Here is a 21,665-nt window from a genome sequence, read left to right on the forward strand (position 1 = left end):
ATGAAATCTAATCCTTTAATATCAATAATAATACCTGTTTATAATGGTGAAAATTATATAAAAGATGCTATAAATAGTGCTCTTAATCAAACTTATAGAAACATAGAAGTAATAGTAGTTGATGATGGTTCTAAAGATGATACAGCAAATATTGTTAAATCTTTTAGAGATAAAATAACATATATTTATAAAAATAATGGAGGAGTAGCTAGTGCATTAAATTATGCCATAAAAGAAGCTAAAGGAGATTATATATCTTGGTTATCACATGATGATATTTATTATCCTAATAAAATTGAAGAAGAAGTAAATGAATTAGAAAATATAGATGATAAAACAGTGATATATTCAGGTTTTGAATTTGTTAATGAAAAACTAGAACTTATAACCGTATTTGAAAATTCATATAAAACAGAATATAGAAGATTAAACAATAATTTTTATTCCATATTACTTTCTGATATTGGCGGATGTACATTACTAATTCCTAAAGAAGTTTTTTCTAATGTTGGTTTCTTTAATGAAAATCTTTTATGCGTGCAGGATTATGATTTTTGGTTTAGAATGTTCAAACATGGATATAAAGTTAAATATATACCTAAAGTTTTATTGCAATATAGAATCCATAAAAAACAAGATAGTAATTCAAAAAAAGATTTATTAAGAAATGAAGGAAATAAACTGTGGATTAATATGTTAAAAAATATAAATGATGATGAATATCAAAGTATATTTTTTAATAGATATAATGTTCTTAATAAAATAAAAAATAGAATGCAAAATTCTATTTATGATAAATTGATAGACTTTATAAATACAGAACTTAAAACATATAAAGAAGATAATAAGCAATATTATTCTAATAATAATAAAATCTCTATCATTATTAATATATATAATAGAGATTGTAATAATATTAATCTTATTATTAATTCTATCATAGAACAAAATTATAATAATATAGAAATAATATTTATAACAAATAATAAGTTGAATATTGATTTTAATATAGAGTATAAAATTTTTAATCCTGAAAAAGATAATAATATTTTAGATATAATAGATGGAAATTTTATACAATTTATAAACAATAATGAAATTTTAATTAAAGATAAGTTACATTCACAATTTAATGAATTTATAGAAGCTCCATCTATAGATATATCCTATTCAAATTATTATTTTGATAAAGATAATAATAAAATATACCCCAAATTAGATTCATTGAGTTTTAATGAAGATAAACAATTTGAGGATATGATATATTTCTGGAATAATCCAATATATATACCATTATGCAGTATGCTCATAAAAAGAAAAGTATTTGAAAAAATAAATATGACATATAACAATGATTATAATACTATTATGCAGTTATCATTTTATGGAAAAATGAAATTCATAAATAAATACTTTTTCTATTATACTGATGATTTTCAAAATACAAACTATTATATTAAAGTACAAAATGAAATTAATAATAATAAATACATAATAGATAGATTCAAAGATTATATATTATTAGATAATTTTTATTTATACAGAAGTAATTTTTTAAAAGAATACTCATTAAAAAATTTAGATAAAAAAAGTGCATTCCATCTATTAAAAATAGAGTTTAATGTAAGTTATTTATATATCTATATATTCAATATAAGAATAACTTTGAAAAGAAGTAAAAATTTTTTTTATAGAATATTTTTATTCTTATATGCATTACTAAACAAAAATAGGAAAAACAAATGAAAGTAATGACTATACTTGGTACCAGACCTGAAATAATAAAACTTACTCAGGTTATAAAAGAATTAGATAAATATACAGATCATATATTAGTTCATACAGGACAGAATTTTGATTATGAACTTAATGAGGTGTTTTTTAATGATTTAGAATTGAGAAAGCCAGATTATTTCTTAAATGTTGCTGATTCTACATTATCAAAAACTATAGGAAATATAATAGCAAATTCTGATGAAGTTATGGAAAAAGAAAAACCGGATGCATTACTTCTATATGGTGATACTAACTCCTGTCTTTCTATAATACCGGCAAAAAGAAGAAAAATACCTGTGTTTCATATGGAAGCTGGAAACAGATGTTTTGATGAAAGAGTTCCTGAAGAAATAAATAGAAAAATAGTAGATCATTTGGCAGATATTAATTTAGTAATTACTGAACAGGCTAGACACTATTTACAAAGAGAGGGTATAGCTTCTGAAAGAATTATAAAGATCGGTTCTTCGATGAAAGAAATATTTGAAATATATAAGGATAAAATTAATAATTCAAATATACTGGATAAATTATCATTGGAAAAAAATAAATATTTTGTAGTTAGTTCGCATAGAGAAGAAGTTGTTGATATAGAATCTAATTTAAGATCTTTAATAGAATCATTAAATGCATTATCTGAAAAATATGATTATAAAATAATATTTTCAACTCATCCTAGAACTAGAAGACTTCTAGATAAATTAGAAAACATTAAAGTTCATAGTAATATTATTTTTTCTAAACCATTTGGATTTTTTGATTATATAGCATTACAAAAAAATTCCTTTTGCACTCTTTCAGACAGCGGTACAATAACAGAAGAAAGTTCTTTGTTAAAATTTCCTGCTATAACTATAAGAAATGCTCATGAAAGACCTGAAGGTAATGATGAAGGTACATTAATAATGTGCGGATATAAAAAAGATAGAGTGTTAAAAGCTGTTGAGGTTGTTATAGAACAATATAAAAATAATATAATACCAAAAACTGTAGAAGATTATGATGTTGATAGCTTATCTATGAAAGTAATTAGAATAATACTTGGATATACTGAATATATTAATGAAAATATTTGGAGGAAATATTAATATGAAATTATTTGATTTATTTAAAAAAAATAAACTATCAGATTTAGAGTCAGAAGAATTAAAAAAATATCCTGAAAAAATATCAATAGTTAATTTTAATAAAAAATGGGAAGGAAAAGAAGTTTGGCATTGTGATATATTCACTAAATGGATATTATTTAGCTATAATACAATAACTTTTTGTTGTGAAGGAAGACCAATAAAAAGCTTAAAACCTTATAATGAAGAACGACTGAACTTATCTAAATATATGCAAAAATTAGATGAAGTATTAGAAGATATGCAAAAGGATAACAATCCATGTACAGGATGTAGAAATTTAGTAAAAAAAATATTTCCAAAATATAAATTATCAGAACAAATAGAACTATTCACGATAGCACATTATACAAAATGTCATATTAATTGTGCTTATTGTTTTATAGAACATAAAAATACAGATATGCAATATAATGCTGAAGAAGCAATCCAATATTTTAGGGATACGAATATGGTAATTCCTCATGCTCATGTTGCTTGGGGAAGAGGAGAGCCCACAGTTAGTAAATATTTTGAAAATAATATTAAAAATATTTCAAACTTCGGTTATAACCAATTCATAAATACTACAGGTATAATATTTTCTGAAAATATTATGAATGGTTTAGAAAATGGAAATATTGAAGTTAGAATTTCTGTTGATTCTGGTACACCAGAAACATTTAAAAAAATTAAAGGTGTAGATAAATTTGATATTGTTTGGAACAATATCAAAAAATATTGCAAATTTCCAGATAGAGTACAAGCTAAATATATTCTATTTGAGTGGAATGCAAATGAAAATGATATAATAGGCTTTGTAAAAAAATGTAAATGGGCTGGTGTAAGAAATGTTATTCTAGCACCAGAAATGAATGCTGAACATTCCTTTCCAAAACCTCCATCTAAATGGAATATGAATGATAAAAAAGTTACAGATATGGCAGCTCTGTTAGAATATTTATGTATAAAAAATAATATTATTCTAAATCAAACTGACGGACTAGTTTTCACAAAAGAACATAATATAGATATAAAAAAAGAATTTGATATATTATCATATAATAATATAGGAGAAAATTATGAATTTTAATCCATTGGTTTCAATAATTATACCAGTATATAATGGTAGTAATTATGTTAAAGAGGCAATAGATAGTGCATTAGCACAAACTTATAACAATATAGAAATAATAGTAGTAAATGATGGATCAACTGATAATACAGAAGAAATAGTAAAATCTTATGGAGATAAAGTTAGATATTTCTATAAAGAAAATGGTGGTACATCAACAGCTTTAAATTTAGCTATAAAAAATATGAAAGGAGATTATTTTTCTTGGCTTTCACATGATGATATGTATTATCCTGATAAAATAAAAATAGAAGTTGAGGAGTTATCAAAATTAGATAATAAAGAAACTGTTATAATGGCGGATGTAGAAGGAATAAACGAAAAATACGAAACAGTATATAAAACAAATTATATAGATCATATTAATGCTTATCCTCCAAGAGCTCAATCTATGCTGCATCCAATAATATATAATCAAACACATGGATGTACATTATTAATAGCTAAAACTTGTTTTGATAAGGTAGGTTTATTTGATGAAAAAGTATTAATAGCCCAAGATTTTGAATTCTTTTATAGACTTTTTAAAAAATTTCCCCATAAATTAGTGAGTCAAATATTAATTAAAGCAAGGCATGTATCTACAAGTCAAGGAATGAGAGCAGGAGAAAAAAGAAATATAGAATATTCAAAATTATTTATTTCTATAATGGAAAATTTCACAGAAGATGATTTCAAATTATTGGCAAAAACTAAATTAGATTTTTATAGAGAAGTTGCAGAATTCTATAATACAGTTGGATATACAATAGCTTTAGACTATGTACATAAAAAAATGATGAAAAATATACAAATTAATGTTACAGATCTTATAGGAAATAAATTTAATGGTTATGATTTACATTTATATTTAAGAGATAGAAATATAGATTCTGATTATTTAACATCAATAAAAGATTCTGATGATATACATACACATAAATATTTTGATATTATGAATATACCTAATACTGAAAATTTCATAAAGAGTGAGTTTTTTCTTTATTCTGAATTAATTCATATGCATATAATACATAATGCTCTCAATAATATAATTGACTTAAACTATCTACCAATTATGAGTAAATTAAAACCTATAATATGGTCTATTCATGATCCATGGGTATTAGGTGGACATTGTGTTTATCATTTTGATTGTGAAAAATGGAAAGATCATTGTTATGACTGTAATTACTTAGATAAACCATTTATAATTGAAAATGATGATACAGCATTCAAATTTGAAATGAAAAAACAAGCTATAAAAGATTCTAATATAGTAGCAATTGTTGCCTCAAAATGTATGGAAGATAAATTAAAAGAATCTCCTATATGGAAAGATAAAAAAATATATAGAATTCCATATGGCATTAATCAAGATATATTTAAGCCTAGAGATATTAATGAAGCTAAAAGAGAATTAGAAATACCTGAAAATTCAATCACATTGATGTTTAGAGCAGATGCGGGTCCTCTAAAAGGTGCTGATATTATAAAAAAAGCTTTAAAAAATATAAAAACAAATAGTCAAATATCATTAATTATATTGGGATTTGAAATTGATAAATTTAAGGATTTAGAAAGCAGTTACAATATAAAATTCTATAACTGGATAAAGGATGATAATTTTATAGCTAAATTATATCAAGCATGCGATATATTTTTAATGCCTTCCAGACAAGAAGCTTTTGGAGCTATGGCAATAGAAGCTATGAGTTGTGGTAAAATGGTTCTTTCTATTGAAGGGACATCTTTGCCTGAAGTTATAAATTCTCCAGAATGTGGATTAGCCTGTAAAGAAGAAGAATATACTAACAAATTGCAGTACTTTATAGATAATTTAAATGAAGTAAAAGAAAGAGGTAAAAAATCATTAGATTTTGCTATAAAAAACTATAATAAAGATCTTTATACTGATAGAACAATTGAAGTATATAAAAAAACAATAAGTGAACATAAAATAGACAATGAATATGGCTTAATTATAAAACAACTTAAGCAAAATTATATAGAGAAAGTAAAAGAAAAATTAATGAAAGATTATATTGATAATGTTAATAATAATGATACAAACAATAATTATTATATTAATAATTCACTAATTAATAATAATAATAATATATTTGGAATTTATATTATAAACAACGAAAAATATTTTATTATCAATATTTTAGGCATAAAAATTACAATTAAGAAGAAGGCAAAATGAAAAAGATTTTAATATTAGGCGGAACTGGAATGCTTGGCAATACCGTTGTTAGGCATTTCATTAACAACAAAAATTATGATGTTCATTTTACATATAGAAATGAAAAAGTAGCTTTTGATAATTTTGATAAAAATAAAGGTATCAAATTTGACTCTCTTACTGATAATATAAATAATTTAAACAAAGATTTTAATTATGTTATCAATTGTATCGGTATTATAAAACCTTTTATGTTTAATAATATGAGAGATTCTATTTTCATAAATTCAATTTTTCCATGGAATGCTGCTAATTGGTGTAAAGAAAAGAATATTAAATTTATTCATATAACTACAGACTGTGTATTTGATGGACTTAAAGGTAAATACAATGAACTTGATGAACATAATGCATTAGATGAATATGGAAAATCTAAATCTCTGGGTGAACCTAGAGGGAAATGCATGATATTGCGTACAAGTATAATAGGTGAAGAAATACATAAAAATGCTAGTTTAATTTGTTGGGCTAAATCACAAAAAGGTAAGTCTGTAAACGGATTTTTAAATCATTTTTGGAATGGTATTACAACAAAACAATATGCCACAATTTGTGAACAAATAATAGAAAATAATCTATATGAAGAAGATTTATTTCATATACATTCTAAAGATATAGTAAGCAAATATCAAATGTTAGAATATTTTAATGAAAAATATGATTTAAATCTCAAAATAAAACCATATATAACTAATCCTATATGTGATAGAAGTTTATCATCTATTAAGGAATTATGCTGTAAATTAGATATACCTACAGTAAAAGAACAAATAAATAATTTGGAGTAATTATTATGTTTAAAGATAAAATTTTATTAATAACCGGCGGTACTGGATCTTTTGGTAATAAAATGCTTAGATACTTTATAAACAATACTGATATAAAAGAAGTAAGAGTATTTTCTAGAGATGAAGAAAAACAGGATAGAATGCGTACTGAATTAAAAGATGATAGAATAAAATATTATATTGGTAATGTTAGAGATTATAAAAGCATAAATGAAGCTTTAAGAAATGTAGATTTTGTATTCCATGCTGCAGCGTTGAAGCAAGTACCTTCTTGTGAATTTTATCCTATACAAGCGGTGCATACTAATATAATTGGTTCAAGTAATGTAATAGATGCATGCATAGAAAATAAAGTAAAAAAACTTGTTATGTTATCGACCGACAAAGCCGTTTATCCTATTAATGCTATGGGTATGACAAAAGCTATTATGGAAAAATTAATGATTTCAAAGTCTAGAAATTTACCAAATGATGGTAATACCACTTTATGTGCTACTAGATATGGAAATGTTATGGCTTCAAGGGGGTCTGTTATTCCATTATTTATAAAACAGTGTAAAGAAAATAAACCAATAACTGTAACAGATCCTAATATGACTAGATTTTTAATGTCATTAGATGAATCAGTAGACTTAGTATTATTTGCTTTCAATAATGCTGTAAATGGAGATATTTTTGTTCAAAAAGCATCAGCATGCACTATTATGGATTTGGCATTAGCAATTAAGGAAATATTTAATCCTAATGTAGAAATAAAAATAATAGGTACAAGACATGGCGAAAAAACTTATGAAACTTTAATAAATAAAGAAGATATGATTAAAGCTGTTGATATGGGTAATTTCTATAAAATACCTGCCGATAATAGGGATTTAAATTATGATAAATACTTTATAGATGGTAATACAGAAATATCATCAAAAGAAGAATATAACTCAGATAATACCACTCGTTTAAATAAAGAACAAGTAAAAGAAAAGCTTTTGGCATTAGATTATGTACAAAGTGAGCTTTAATATATTTATATTAAAATACCATATAATTAATATAAATATTTTAGGAAATTAATATGTTCGAATTAAAAGTTAAAGATAAAGAAGAGAATGGGTTCATATACAAAATAATGACATTAGATTTGGGAAATAAAATAGAAGAAATATATATAAAATTACCAGTATCAGAAAAAGAATATTTAACAAAAAGTTATGATCCATATGTATTTTTTTATATATTTAAAATGATGTCTATAGGCGGAGATTGTAAAATAAAAGGTAATGTAAATAAATCATTTTTAGATAATCTTGAAATGTTTATTGAATGTTGGAAAATATGGTTACCTGATAAATGCAAAAATATAAAAATAATTGCTTATGATGAAATAGATGATGAACCTAAAAAACTTAATAATGATGCTGTAATGTGTTTCTCTGGTGGATTAGACTCGATTTCAACTTTATACAGACACTATAAAGGATTAGCAGGAAGAAACAACAAAAATATAAAAAAACTATTAAAAATAGGTGGAGCAAGGACTCCTACAGTAATAATGGCAAATACTGATTTAGATTATAACAAAATAAATGAAGAAATATCTAAAAGAATCATAAATATAGCAAATGATATAAAATATGAAGTTATTGATATTGATACTAATTTATATACAGTATCTAGTATATTCGATTGGGGTGATGAATTTATAGCACTATTTATATCTGTAATGATGTTATATCAAGATACTTATAATAATTTAATAATTGCTTCAGACGAATTTATTGCCCAAGATTCTATAATGGTACCACATGGTTCAAATCCGATATCAAACAAATTTATTAAATCTAACTGTTTTAATCTTATTACAGATGGAGAATTTTTAACTAGAATAGATAAAATGAATGTTATAAAAGATTGGAAATATGCATTAAATAAACTTGATGCATGTGATTCATACAGATCAAAAGAATACAAATTATGCGGTAGATGCAAAAAATGCATGATAACAAAATTAAATTATAAAATAATTAATGCTAATGTTAATTTTTATGATATATATGATGATCCTAGTTTTAATCTAGATGCCTATTCTTCTTTAGGAGAATATTTTAATATATTTTATAAAGAAATATTATATTATGACAAACTTCATGGTAATGTTCCTAAATACATTATTAATAATTTAAATAATATATTAAGCCCACAAAAAATATCAAAATCAGATGAATTTATAAAAAAATTAGCTTGGTGGATACCAATAAAAAAACTAAGAGATAAGTTTAGAAATTATTACTTAGAACAGAACAGAACAGAACAGAACAGAACAGAACAGAACAGAACAGAACAGAACAGAACAGAACAGTAAATAAATATGGTTATTATAATATAATAGTATTTAATAAATTTCAATATTTAAATGTTAAAAATATTGCTTAATTATATTTCTCACATTTAAATAATAATTATATATTAAGAGTTTATTATGAAAAATAATAATATTGATATACTAGCTAAAAGTGAATGTACAGGATGCTCAGTTTGCTATCATATATGTCCGCATAATGCAATTAATATGATAGAAAATGAAAAAGGATTTTATAATCCTGTTATAAACAAGGACAAATGCACTAATTGTGGTATATGTGTAAAACAATGTCATGCTTTAAATGATAATTTTAAAACAGAATATGAACAAGAAATATATGATGTAAGGGCTAATGATGATATAAGAATGAAAAGTTCATCTGGCGGAATATTTACACTTATTTCTAATTACATATTAGAAAACAATGGATATGTATGTGGGGCTAGTTTTACAGATGACTGGATTGGAGTTGAACATATCATAATTAATGATAAAAAAGATCTTGATAAATTAAGAGGATCAAAATATATAGAAAGTAATTTAAATAATACATTTCTAGAAATAAAAAAATTACTTAACGAAAAAAAGCAAGTTTTATTCACAGGATGTCCATGTCAGGTATCAGCTTTAAATTTTTATCTAAATAAGAAATATGATAATTTAATTACAATTGATATACTTTGTAATAGTGTACCAGCACAAAAAGTATGGAAAAAATATTTAAAAGAATTATTTAGTAATGAAGATATAAGAAATATTGAGTATATAAGTTTTAGAGACAAATCGAAATTTGGTTGGAATATAGATCATAAAATATATATAAAATTAAAAAATGGGGAATATTTAGTAAAAGGACTTGAAAGCATATATTTAAAATCATTTTTTAATCATATTTCTATTAAAGATCAATGTATAACATGTAAATATAGAAATTATAAAAGAGTTGGTGATATTACTATAGGGGATTACTGGTCTGTAGAAAATAATGATAACAAAGGAGTATCTTTAGTTTTAATTAATACAGAAAAAGGAAAAAGTACATTCAATAATATAAAAAAAGACTGTATGTATAAAGATATAACTGAATATAAAAAAAAGTATGAACAATTAAATTGGGCATTATATGGAAAAATAAAAAAATCTGAAAATAGAAAATATTTTTTTCACAATATTGACAATAAGTCATTAAATGATATTTATGATAAATATGATGTTGGTCTTATTGGATTATGGTTTGCAAGTAATTATGGTGCAGTATTAACTTATTATGCATTATATAAATTACTAAAAAAATTTAATTTATCAATTTTAGTTATAGATCCTATGGAAAATAACTGTAATGTAGACTGGTGTATAAATGGGTTTGCTAGAGAATTTGCATCAAAATATTATAATGATATAGAACTATTAGATGAAAAAATAAATAACAAATGTTCAACTTTCATAACAGCTTCTGACCAATTATGGAATATATATACAATGGAAAAGCAAGGAATAGTAACAAATCTTGAAAAGTATAGATATTTTTTAGATTTTGTAGATAATGATAAAAAGAAAATTGCTATTGCAACATCTTATGGAGATGATAATGACAATTTAATAGATAATGAAAATACTAAAAAAAGACTGTTAATAAATCACTATCTTTCACAGTTTGATTACTTATCAGTAAGAGAAAAAGAATGTGCAAATTTTATTAATGAAAATTTAAATTTAAAAGCAGAATTTATATTAGACCCTGTTTTTTTAATTGATAAAACAGAATATATTAAATTAATAGAAAATACTGAAAATAAAATTCTAGAAAAAGATTATATACTAGCATATTATTACAAAGTAGAACATATTGAAGCTACAAACAATATAGCAAATAAATTAGATAAGAAAATAATATACACTACATTTAAAGAATCTCCTGAAGAATGGTTATCATTAGTAAATAATGCCTCATTCATAATTACAGATGGGTTTCATGGCATATGTTTTTCAGTAATATTTAATAAGCCATTTGTATGTATAAGGGATGATTATTATTCTTCACAACTTTATAGAATAAAAACTATATTAGAGTTACTAAATATATCTGAAAGATTAATATCTGACATTAAAATTTTACAAAGTAATATATACAACTTTTTATATCTTGATTTTAGTGAAATAAATGAGAAATTAAATTTAGAAATAGAAAGATCATTAAAGTGGATAAAAAATGCCTTAGATAGTGAAAAAATATTAAAAAAAACTTCATATAAAAATGATTTATTAAATTTCTTAATATCTGAAAACAAAAAATTAATTCATATAACTAATAATATATATTCTAGTATAGATAAAGTTAGTAATAATATATATTCTGATGTGGATAAAATTAGCAATAGTATTTATTCGGATATAAATAAAATATTGGAAAAAACTCAATCTAATATTAATTGGATAAGATTATTTGGAATATATAATGATAAAAAATATATATATTTATATTTTTTTGGAATAAAAATAACTATTAATATTGTCAATAAATTAGATAAAATAGCTTGGTGGATACCAATAAAAAAATGGAGAAATAATTTTAGGAACAAGTTTATAATAAGACCAGACCAGACCAGACCAGACCAGACCAGACCAGACCTTGAATTAATATGTATATATTACATATATTCTTATAATAATATAGAAAATGAAAAATTACAACCTATGGTGCAATACAAAATCGCAGCATAGGTTAATTTTATACATTAACTAATTATTATACCTGTTTCAGAAGTACTTGACAAGATTCCAAATGTACTAACTATTAAAATTATGTTTTATATATTTTATATTAATCATTTTAATAATAAATATGCAGTCTTTTTACGTCTCCCCGCAGATGTATTTTGTATTGGTTAACACAAGGTATGTGCCTATTCGGAAAAATGAGTGGCGGTGTCATCAAAAGCATGTAGAACATAGGCTAGTAGCCACAATTAATAAATAAAATTAGTTTTGAAACAAGTCTATTTTACACATTAAATAAATTCCTTGTTCTTTAAAGTATTAATTTTACAAATAGAAAAAGAGGATAAAAATGAAAACAAATTTTAAAGTTATAATTTTAAGTTTATTGTTAGTAGTTTCATGCAGCAATTCAAATAATAATAAGAAATCAAATAATATACAAGCAAATATTGATATTCCTTTAACTGAAAATGAAAAATTATACAATTATGAAGTAGTATATTTTATGTCAGATAGTGGAGAGTATGTGAGCTCTGCTTTAACATATAATACAAATAATTTAGGTACAATTGTTTATACAGACTCTAATCAAAATTCAGTAACATTCAATGTAGAAAGAATAGGCGAACTTGATGAAGGAAGCATATCAGCAGTTTCTTATGATGACAAGACTTTAGACGGAAATATTCCAAATATATTATATCCTTTTGATGCTAAAATAGATGGTAAAGAAATAATTTTTAACTCAGTTAAAAGTTCTGTAACAGGAGCAAGAATAATTGAATATACATACACAAATATTTCACCTAATAGAGATAATATATTTGAATATAAAAATTCTATATTTGTATTGAACAATGAAAATAATTCAGAAACTATAAATAAAATCAATATGGATATAAATAAAGAGTTTTCTATAACTGATGCAGCTTCTTTTAATGATTTAGAATCATTATTAAAAAAAGAAAATATAATAAGCAATAAAATGAATACCTATTATGATGAATGGGTAAACTCTGATTATATAGCCAACACATCAGAAGATTTAAGTCAATACTGCATAAATTATTTAAGCGAAAAATTTATTTCAATAAACAGATTTATATATGAGTACACAGGAGGTGCACATGGAACCTATGCTACAGTATACAGTGTTTATTCATTAGAAAACGGAAATAAATTAAAAATAGAAGATTTAATAACAGACTTAAAAAATACTGACTTACTTAATTTAATAAAAGACAAACTATTAAAAATAGATGGAAGAGATAAGAGATCTTATTTTGATTTGAATGAACTTTCATTAGAAAACAATAATTTTTATATTACACAAAATGGTTTAGTATTTACTTGGGGAATATACGAAATTGGACCTTATTCTATTGGAGAGACTAGAGTATTAATACCAACAGAAGAAATAAAGCCTTATTTAAAAGACGAGTACAAAACTATATTTGAATAAAGTTTATAAGAGGGTAGTTATTAATTTAACTATCCTCTAAAATTTCTATTTTATTTTATATATTTTTTTTATAGCTTTTATAATTTTATCTCTCCTTTTTTCTATGGCATTTTTATCCCAATTAGATTTTAATTCATTAGTTTTTTTATTAAAATAGTTATCAATAATTTCTTTTTGCTGCTCTAATTTAATATTATCATTTTGATTATTATAATATTCTAATTTTGTTTTGAAATCACTATTACTAGCAGCTTTATTAATACCCTCTTTCAAAAGTAAATAATTACCTAAACATCTTTGTAACATATATAATTCATTTGTTTCATATTCATATACACTTTTAAAATGCTTTCTGCCATCATAATATCCATAATAATGGTTTTCAATATTTGGTTTTTCAATAGGTAAAATATGTTCTAAAGTAATTTTTTTCATTCTTTTATCGTCGTATCTTATATTATCTTTCTTTAATAAGTAGTTTTCATATTTCCATAATAAAAATTTAGCTGTAGGATGATGATATATTTCAGCATCAAGAAATTTTATAAGTTCATTATTACTCCAAGTAAAATCTGCAGTTTCAAACTGTTTATTAATATCTTCTATAAAATTATAGCTATCATCTAATAAACTCCAATATCTCTTATTTAACTCTATAGATAATCTTTTTCTTGTTGTAATAACTCTATTTCTAATCAACAAATTTTCTAATATTTCAATGAAATTCTTTTTGCTTTCTTTATCAATATTTTCTTTGTATAAAAACACAATAAAAGGATATATATCAACACTAATTCCTAATGATATTATAGAATGTATATAAAAAAACTTACTATCATCTTTAAAATTTGATAAATATTTCCCATTATTAACTAATTCTTCTACAAAATCATTTATAAAATCAATTTTGTTGCCAATATTATACTTTTGAGTATTTTCATCATCTCTCAAACTTATAATTTTATTTGGAATATTATCATTATTATTTTCTTCTAAATATTTGCTTATATCATCTATGCCTCTATATTTCAAATCATTAAAAAAAGTTTTAATAGTAACTTCAAGAAAATTATCTTCACTCAAAATATCTTCTATTTTTGCTATATTAGTAAAAATCTCTTTAAATTGATTAGTTATTTTTTTTATATCTTTTTCTACTTTATCAGAATTTAAATATATTGTATGCATAAATAATGATTTAAGTATATCTAAATTAGTTGGTCTTTTACCTCTATTATTTTCATATATAAACATTTGAACAGCTTCTTCCTGTTTATTAATAATATGTTCAGTACATGAAGCTTTCATAATAATATTAAATATATTGCTTATATAATTTTTATCCTGTTTTTTTAAAGCATTATTAAATATTTTGCAAGCATTATATATACGTTTTTGTGATAGAGTTTCAAAAGATTTAGATTTTTTATTTAGCTTAATTTCTCCTTTTATTATTCCTTTAAAAAAATTATTATCATAAGAAACTGTTGAAAATTTTTTTGATATAAAGTTATATATATTTTTTAAATCTTCATTATCATCAAGCATATTATAAATACTAAATATTAATAGAACTATAGTAGTAAGTCTTTGCTGACCATCTATAATATAAAAATTACCATTTCTTTCTTCAAATAAAAAATGCCCTACATAATAATGACTTTCTTTTTCAGCATATTCTTCTATATCATACAAAAACTGACGTATTTGTTCTTCGTCCCAAGAATAGGATCTTTGATAATTTGGTATTTTTATTGTTTTTTTATTTTCTAATAATTTCTTGACTGTTTTAAATGTTTCTTCTAATAACATACTTAACCTCACAATATAATATAATAATTATTATATTTCAAGTAATTAAATATACTTCCAAGTGTATCCTTTTTTCATCTGTAAAATATCTTCAACAGTACCTTTAGCAATTATCTCCCCGCCGTTAGTGCCTCCTTCTAATCCTAAATCGATTATATAATCAGCGGCTTTAATAACATCAGGATTATGCTCTATTATGATGATGCTGTGTCCTTTTTCTACCAATTTGTTTAAAGCTATAAGAAGTTTATTAACATCATCAAAATGAAGCCCTGTAGTAGGTTCATCTAAAATGTAAACTATATGCTCATCACCTTGTTTTTTTGCGAGTTCTGTAGCAAGTTTCAAACGCTGCAACTCTCCGCCTGAGAAAGTATCAAGCCTTTGGGATAATTTTATATAACCAAGCCCAACTTCACTCATTATAGAAAGTGTTTTAGTGATTGATTTGTCAAAGTCAAAAAACTCTATTGCCTCATCGACTGTAAGTTCTAATACTTCAGCTATGTTTAGAGATTTGAACCTTACGGATAAAGTTTCATCATTGTATCTTTTACCTCCGCAAGCCTCACAAACTATTTCCATGTCGGATAAAAAGTGCATAGCTATTTTTCTTATGCCTTTGCCCTCACATATATTGCATCTTCCTTCTTTTCCGTTGTATGAAAATCTTCCGGGGGCAAATGCCTTTGCCTTTGCTGCAGGAGTTTTTGCAAATATATTTCTAATTTTATCAAACACTTTACTATAACTTACTAATGTACTTCTGATAGAACCAACTATTGAAATTTGGTCAACTAATATAGTATCAGAAACAATGCTAGGTATTTCAGCACTTTCAAATTTAGAATATTGATTAAGTCTTCGTTTTTTTAGAGCAGGGTAGAGTGTATCTATTATTAATGATGACTTACCGCTTCCAGATACTCCAGTAACAACCACTATTTTTTTTAACGGTATATCAACACTAATATTTTTTAAATTGTTTGTAGAAACATTTTTTAATTTTATGCATTCAGTATCTTCATTTCTTACAGTAGCTTTCTCAAATACTTTTTTTCTCTCGCTTAAATAATCTCCTGTAAGTGAATTATTGGAGTTTAATATATCATCGTATTTACCTTCAAAAACTACTTCGCCACCGAAAGCACCAGCAAAAGGTCCCATATCTATAATATTATCTGCTGACTTCATAGTATCTCTGTCATGCTCTACTATTACAAGAGTATTTTTTAAATCTCTTAATTCTTTTAATGTATCAAGCAAATGACTTGTATCTCTAGGGTGGAGTCCTACAGTAGGCTCATCTAATACATAAAGCACTCCTGTAAGTTTAGAACCCAACTGACTAGCAAGCCTTATCCTCTGTGCCTCTCCTCCTGAAAGTGTGGCGTATTTTCTGCCTAATGATAAATAATTTAATCCTACTTTATCCAAAAAGCTAAGCCTTGTATTTATTTCTTTTACTGCTTCTTTTGATATTGTATTTTCTCTATCTGTTAAAAGTTTTGGAAGTTCATCAAAGAAATTAATTGCTCCTTCAACTGTCATAGCACATACTTGGCTTATATTTTTATCCTGTATTGTATATGCTCTCATTACTTCATTAAGCCTTTCTCCATGACAGGAACTGCATTCCTCATCAACAAAAAATTTACCAAGCGATTTATCTTTCCACTCTGAATAATCTTCGCTTGTAACATCATTATTAGAATGCCAAGCAGTGATAACATTTCCTATGGCATAATCACCGCCGAAGAATACTGTATCTATCACTTTTTTATCAAGTTCATTAAAAGGAGTTTGATATAAATCTTTTTTTGTTATGCCATTTCTTTTTAATAATCTGAATAATGAATCTGTATAATGCTTACCATGAGTAGAAAACATATTATGAAGAGCAGTATCTAATGCACCGTCAAATAAAGGCTTTGTACTGTCTTTTATTGCCAAATCTATACTGAATGTAGGCTTACTTCCAAGTCCTTTGCACTCTTCACAGTATCCCCAATGCGAATTAAATGAAAAATGTCTTGGTGTAACTTCAAAATCAAATAATATACCATGCAGAAGACATGCTGGAAACTTTGTATGGAAACTTTCTTTTATGATTATTCCATGTGAAGCCTTTATATGCACCACTCCGTTTGACAAATCCATAGCCCTTTCAATAGCATCAGCAATCCTAGCTCTCTTATCTTTTCCTACAACTATTCTGTCAATTACTATACCTACAGAATATATTTCTCCTATTGATAAAGATTTAATTTCTTCTTCTGTAATATCATCTATAACATAATCATTATTATTAATCTGCATTCTCACGTATCCAGCTTCTCTTGTTTTTTCTATAATTTTTTTAATATCTTTTGCATCATTATCATCAAAAGTAAATCTATGATTAAATGAACTATGGTATAGAGGAGAAATTATAATAAGTTTATGCAAGTCCATAGTATCAATAATTTCAGTTGCAAGTATAGAAGGAGTTTCAGCTTTTAGAGTATCTTTATCACTGCAATGCGGACAATGAGGTTTTGACACTCTTGCAAAAATTAGTCTGAAATAGTCATAAATCTCTGTAACAGTAGCAACAGTAGAGCGGGGATTTCTGCTTACATTCTTTTGATCTATTGCTATTGCAGGTGCAAGTCCTTCTATCTTTTCAACATTAGCATCTTCAAATCTTCCTAAAAATCTTCTTGCATAAGTAGAAAGTGATTCAACAAATCTTCTCTGACCTTCTTTAAATATAGTATCGAATGCAAGAGAGGTTTTTCCGCTTCCAGATACTCCTGTTATAACATTAATTTTATTTTTTGGTAATGTTAAGCTGATATTTTTAAGATTATGTTTATTAGCACCTTTTATTATTAATGAAGTATTTTCTTCTTTTTTTGCTTCTTCTGTTTTAATAATTTCTTTTTTCTTTTTTGAAGGCTTTAATATTTCTTTAAGTTCTTTTGCAGTTAGTGATTCTTTTACTTTTATAATATCCTCTGGCTTTCCTTTAGCAACAACTCTGCCGCCTTTATCTCCGCTTAAAGGTCCCATATCTATAATATAATCAGCACATTTAATAACGTCCAAATTATGTTCAACTACCAAAACAGTATTTCCCTTTTCAACAAGTCCGTCTAATGCTTTTAATAATTTTTTTATATCCTCAAAATGAAGTCCTGTAGTAGGTTCATCTAATATATATAAAGTGTTTCCTGTAGATATTTTATGAAGTTCGCTTGCTAATTTTATTCTCTGAGCCTCTCCTCCAGATAAAGTAGTAGAAGGCTGTCCTAATTTTATATAACCAAGTCCTATATCTTCCATTATTTTTAATATTCTTGTTATTGAAGTTATGCCGTCAAAAAACTTGATAGCCTCTGAAACACTCATCTCAAGAACATCATAAATAGTTTTGTCCTTGTATTTAACATCCAAAGTTTCTGCATTAAATCTTTTACCGCCGCATTCCTCACAAGGCACTAATACATTAGATAAAAACTGCATCTCTAACTCTATAACTCCAGCACCCTCGCATGTAGGACATCTTCCTGTTTTTACATTAAATGAGAATCTGCCCTTGTCATATCCTCTCATTTTTGCAAGTTTAGTAGCAGCAAATAAATCCCTTATAGGTGATAAAACTTTTGTATAAGTTGCTGGGTTGCTTCTTGGTGTTCTTCCGATTGGAGACTGATCAACTTCTATAACCTTATCAATATTTTCAAGTCCTTCCATTTTTTCATGACTGCCTGCTGTTAAAGTTTTTCCATAAAAATGATTATGCAAAGCACGCATTAAAATATTTTCAACTAAAGTAGATTTACCGCTTCCAGAAAGTCCTGTTACTACAATAAATAATCCCAAAGGAAACTCTACGTCTATATTTTTAAGATTAAATTGATTAGCACCTATTACTTTTAAAAATTTTCCGTTTCCATCTCTTCTTGTTTTTGGTATTTCTATATCATCATCGCCGCGTAAATATTTTGCAGTATAAGATCCATCAGACTTTAAAAACTCTTCATAATCTCCAATGCCTACAACCTCTCCTCCATTAACTCCAGCATTAGGACCTATATCAATTAAAAAGTCAGACTCCTCCATAGTTTCTTTGTCATGCTCTACAACTATAACGGTGTTATTTTTATCTCTTAATGTTTTTAATGACTCTATTAATTTTTTATTATCAGACTGATGAAGTCCTATTGAAGGCTCATCTAATACATATAATACACCTTCAAGTCCGCTTCCTATTTGAGATGCAAGCCTTATTCTTTGAGATTCTCCGCCTGAAAGAGTAGGGGAGGAACGCTCTACTGTTAAATATGTTAATCCGACTTTTACCAGAAATGTTAATCTGTAAATAATCTCTTTTACTATAGGAGCACCTATTATCTCTTCATTAGGCTTTAATTTTAATTTAGTAAAATAATCATATAAATCTTCTATGGTCATTGAAGAAAAATCAGCTATGGTCTTACCATTAAATTTAACTGACAATGCATCTTCATTGATTCTTTTACCCTTGCATTTAGGACATTCAACTTCGTCCATAAAATTAGCATAATAACTATTTTTATAAGTTTCATAATCATATTTTAATCTGTCCAAAATACCTGGTACTCTCTCTTCTACAAGTTTGCTATGATACCAGAATCTTTTTTTCCATTTCACTTCTTTATCGGTGCCGTAAAGCAAATATTTTTTTTCTGTTTTAGTTAAATCTTTCCAAGGCTTTTTTAAATCTATTTTATAAGTTTTGGCAATGACTTCTAATTCATCAATACCATATTCCATATCAAAGCCAATATGATCATCTACAAAGCATGATAAAGCCCCTTCATAAATATTTAAATTCTCATCTCTTACAATATGCTTCTCTGTAAATACATGCTCAACTCCAAGCCCTCCGCAAACTGTACATGCTCCCATAGGGTTATTAAATGAAAATAAATTAGGCTCAATATCAGCAATAGAGTGTCCGCAGTTAGCACAGGATCTTTCAGTAGTATAGAGTTTGTAATATTTATCTATTTCAAACTGCTTACTCATTTTGATTTTTTTCTTTTTAGTTTTTGTATCAGCTTCGTTTGATTCAATATTTTCTATATAATTATTAAACTCAAGTGCCTCATTACTTTTTTCATGCTCTTCATAAAATGCTACAAGTCCCTTTGTTATCCTTATAGCCCTTTCTATATCATCAGTAATTCTTGACAAGTATTTATCTTCAACTTTTATCCTATCAATAACTATTTCTAAAGTATGCTTCTCATATCTTTTAAGTTCTGGTATTTCATCTTCATCAAATTTATAAACTATATTATCAATTCTTATTCTAGGATATCCTGCAAGTTTAACTTCTTCAATTTCTTTTCTATACTCACCCTTTCTATCCCTTACAATAGGAGCTAAAACTAAAATTCTTTTTTCTGAAAACTCTCTTAATACGCTATGAGCTATTTGGTCTTCGCTTTGTTTAGAAATTTTATGTCCGCATTTAGAACAGTAAGGAACACCAAGTCTTGCAAATAATAACCTAAAAAAGTCATAAATCTCTGTAACGGTACCTACAGTAGAACGAGGATTTTTATTTACGCTTTTTTGATCTATAGAAATGGTAGGTGATAGTCCTTCAATATGTTCAACATCTGCTTTAGCCATAACTCCTAAAAACTGTCTTGCATATGCTGATAATGATTCTAAATATCTTCTTTGTCCTTCTTTAAAAATAGTATCGAATGCTAGAGAACTTTTTCCGCTTCCTGATACTCCTGTTAAAGTAGTGAGTGTTTTATGCGGTATTGACAGAGATATATTTTTAAGGTTATGCTCTTTAGCACCTCTTATTTCTATAGAATTATTAGCCATTGATCTATCCTCAATAAAAAAGTTAAACTATTATAACATAAATTCTATATAAAAAAAGGTTTTATAAATAGCAAATATTAATAAATAAATTTTACTACATACATTACACTTTGAACAGACTATTAATTTTATTATTTTATTAACCGCACGTAGAATGAAGCTAAAAAATAAAGCTAATTTATAATTAAAATTTCACAAAAACAAAATAATTCTCTAACCGTGCGTTAATGATATTGTTAATATAATCAAAGCTAGGGTGGGTAATTAATAATTTGTAATTATGATGCAAATATAATTTTGATTATAATTAAAAAAACAAAGTTATAAAATCTAATGGGCGGGAATTTAATAAAAGTTATAAAATATTAGTTTATATATCTATTATGAAAACTCATTAATTTTCACAATAGA

At 25.3% G+C, this 21,665-nt stretch carries 11 protein-coding genes; 9 read left to right on the plus strand and 2 right to left on the minus strand.

All coding sequences use genetic code 11. From position 1 onward, the window contains the following. The 9 genes from BMUR_RS14290 to BMUR_RS00725 all read left to right on the plus strand — a co-directional run bounded on the left by BMUR_RS14290 (position 1) and on the right by BMUR_RS00725 (position 13,568). Positions 1–1,746: a glycosyltransferase gene (locus BMUR_RS14290; protein ID WP_013112671.1), complete on the plus strand. Its 1,746-nt coding sequence runs from the start codon at positions 1–3 to the stop codon at positions 1,744–1,746. Next, entirely contained in the window at positions 1,743–2,864 is a 1,122-nt protein-coding gene (gene wecB, locus BMUR_RS00690) for a non-hydrolyzing UDP-N-acetylglucosamine 2-epimerase (RefSeq protein ID WP_013112672.1), read from the plus strand. Before BMUR_RS14290 ends, wecB begins: the two co-directional genes overlap by 4 nt. A gap of 1 nt (position 2,865) precedes the next feature. Further along, positions 2,866–3,975 (plus strand): radical SAM protein, encoded by a 1,110-nt coding sequence (locus tag BMUR_RS00695; RefSeq protein WP_013112673.1) that lies wholly within the window; start codon positions 2,866–2,868, stop codon positions 3,973–3,975. Further along, complete coding sequence (locus BMUR_RS14295; RefSeq protein WP_013112674.1) at positions 3,965–6,205, plus strand: glycosyltransferase; 2,241 nt, start codon at positions 3,965–3,967, stop codon at positions 6,203–6,205. Before BMUR_RS00695 ends, BMUR_RS14295 begins: the two co-directional genes overlap by 11 nt. Continuing rightward, positions 6,202–7,032: a sugar nucleotide-binding protein gene (locus BMUR_RS00705; RefSeq protein WP_013112675.1), complete on the plus strand. Its 831-nt coding sequence runs from the start codon at positions 6,202–6,204 to the stop codon at positions 7,030–7,032. The genes BMUR_RS14295 and BMUR_RS00705 overlap by 4 nt, the downstream gene beginning before the upstream one ends. Positions 7,033–7,037: 5 nt before the next feature. Beyond that, positions 7,038–8,048, plus strand: a complete 1,011-nt coding sequence (locus BMUR_RS00710) for a polysaccharide biosynthesis protein (protein WP_013112676.1) — start codon at positions 7,038–7,040, stop codon at positions 8,046–8,048. 53 nt (positions 8,049–8,101) lie between these two features. Further along, on the plus strand, positions 8,102–9,388 hold the full coding sequence (locus BMUR_RS00715) for a hypothetical protein (RefSeq protein WP_013112677.1): 1,287 nt from the start codon (positions 8,102–8,104) through the stop codon (positions 9,386–9,388). Positions 9,389–9,505: 117 nt separating this feature from the next. After that, positions 9,506–12,109 carry a polysaccharide pyruvyl transferase family protein gene (locus tag BMUR_RS00720; RefSeq protein ID WP_013112678.1) on the plus strand — a complete coding sequence of 868 codons (2,604 nt, stop codon included), beginning with the start codon at positions 9,506–9,508 and terminating at the stop codon, positions 12,107–12,109. A 346-nt stretch (positions 12,110–12,455) separates the two neighbouring features. Beyond that, positions 12,456–13,568, plus strand: coding sequence for a DUF3298 and DUF4163 domain-containing protein (locus BMUR_RS00725; protein ID WP_013112679.1), 1,113 nt, complete (start codon positions 12,456–12,458; stop codon positions 13,566–13,568). A 45-nt stretch (positions 13,569–13,613) separates the two neighbouring features. On the opposite strand, the gene BMUR_RS00730 is transcribed toward BMUR_RS00725, so the two are convergent. Then, complete coding sequence (locus BMUR_RS00730; protein WP_013112680.1) at positions 13,614–15,380, minus strand: DUF262 domain-containing protein; 1,767 nt, start codon at positions 15,378–15,380, stop codon at positions 13,614–13,616. Positions 15,381–15,425: 45 nt separating this feature from the next. Further along, the gene (uvrA, locus tag BMUR_RS00735; protein ID WP_013112681.1) at positions 15,426–21,254 is read right to left on the minus strand and encodes an excinuclease ABC subunit UvrA; all 5,829 of its coding nucleotides are present in this window, start codon (positions 21,252–21,254) and stop codon (positions 15,426–15,428) included. Between the last annotated feature and the right edge of the window lie 411 nt (positions 21,255–21,665).

It is taken from the genome of Brachyspira murdochii DSM 12563, assembly GCF_000092845.1.
In the GTDB taxonomy this organism is placed as follows: Bacteria; Spirochaetota; Brachyspiria; order Brachyspirales; family Brachyspiraceae; genus Brachyspira; species Brachyspira murdochii.

Coding starts and splice junctions, on each gene's coding strand:
- BMUR_RS00730 (WP_013112680.1), bottom strand. CDS start 15,380: ATGTTATTAGAAGAAACATTTAAAACAGTCAAGAAATTATTAGAAAAT.
- wecB (WP_013112672.1), top strand. CDS start 1,743: ATGAAAGTAATGACTATACTTGGTACCAGACCTGAAATAATAAAACTT.
- BMUR_RS14295 (WP_013112674.1), top strand. CDS start 3,965: ATGAATTTTAATCCATTGGTTTCAATAATTATACCAGTATATAATGGT.
- uvrA (WP_013112681.1), bottom strand. CDS start 21,254: ATGGCTAATAATTCTATAGAAATAAGAGGTGCTAAAGAGCATAACCTT.
- BMUR_RS00720 (WP_013112678.1), top strand. CDS start 9,506: ATGAAAAATAATAATATTGATATACTAGCTAAAAGTGAATGTACAGGA.
- BMUR_RS00710 (WP_013112676.1), top strand. CDS start 7,038: ATGTTTAAAGATAAAATTTTATTAATAACCGGCGGTACTGGATCTTTT.
- BMUR_RS00725 (WP_013112679.1), top strand. CDS start 12,456: ATGAAAACAAATTTTAAAGTTATAATTTTAAGTTTATTGTTAGTAGTT.
- BMUR_RS00705 (WP_013112675.1), top strand. CDS start 6,202: ATGAAAAAGATTTTAATATTAGGCGGAACTGGAATGCTTGGCAATACC.
- BMUR_RS00695 (WP_013112673.1), top strand. CDS start 2,866: ATGAAATTATTTGATTTATTTAAAAAAAATAAACTATCAGATTTAGAG.
- BMUR_RS14290 (WP_013112671.1), top strand. CDS start 1: ATGAAATCTAATCCTTTAATATCAATAATAATACCTGTTTATAATGGT.
- BMUR_RS00715 (WP_013112677.1), top strand. CDS start 8,102: ATGTTCGAATTAAAAGTTAAAGATAAAGAAGAGAATGGGTTCATATAC.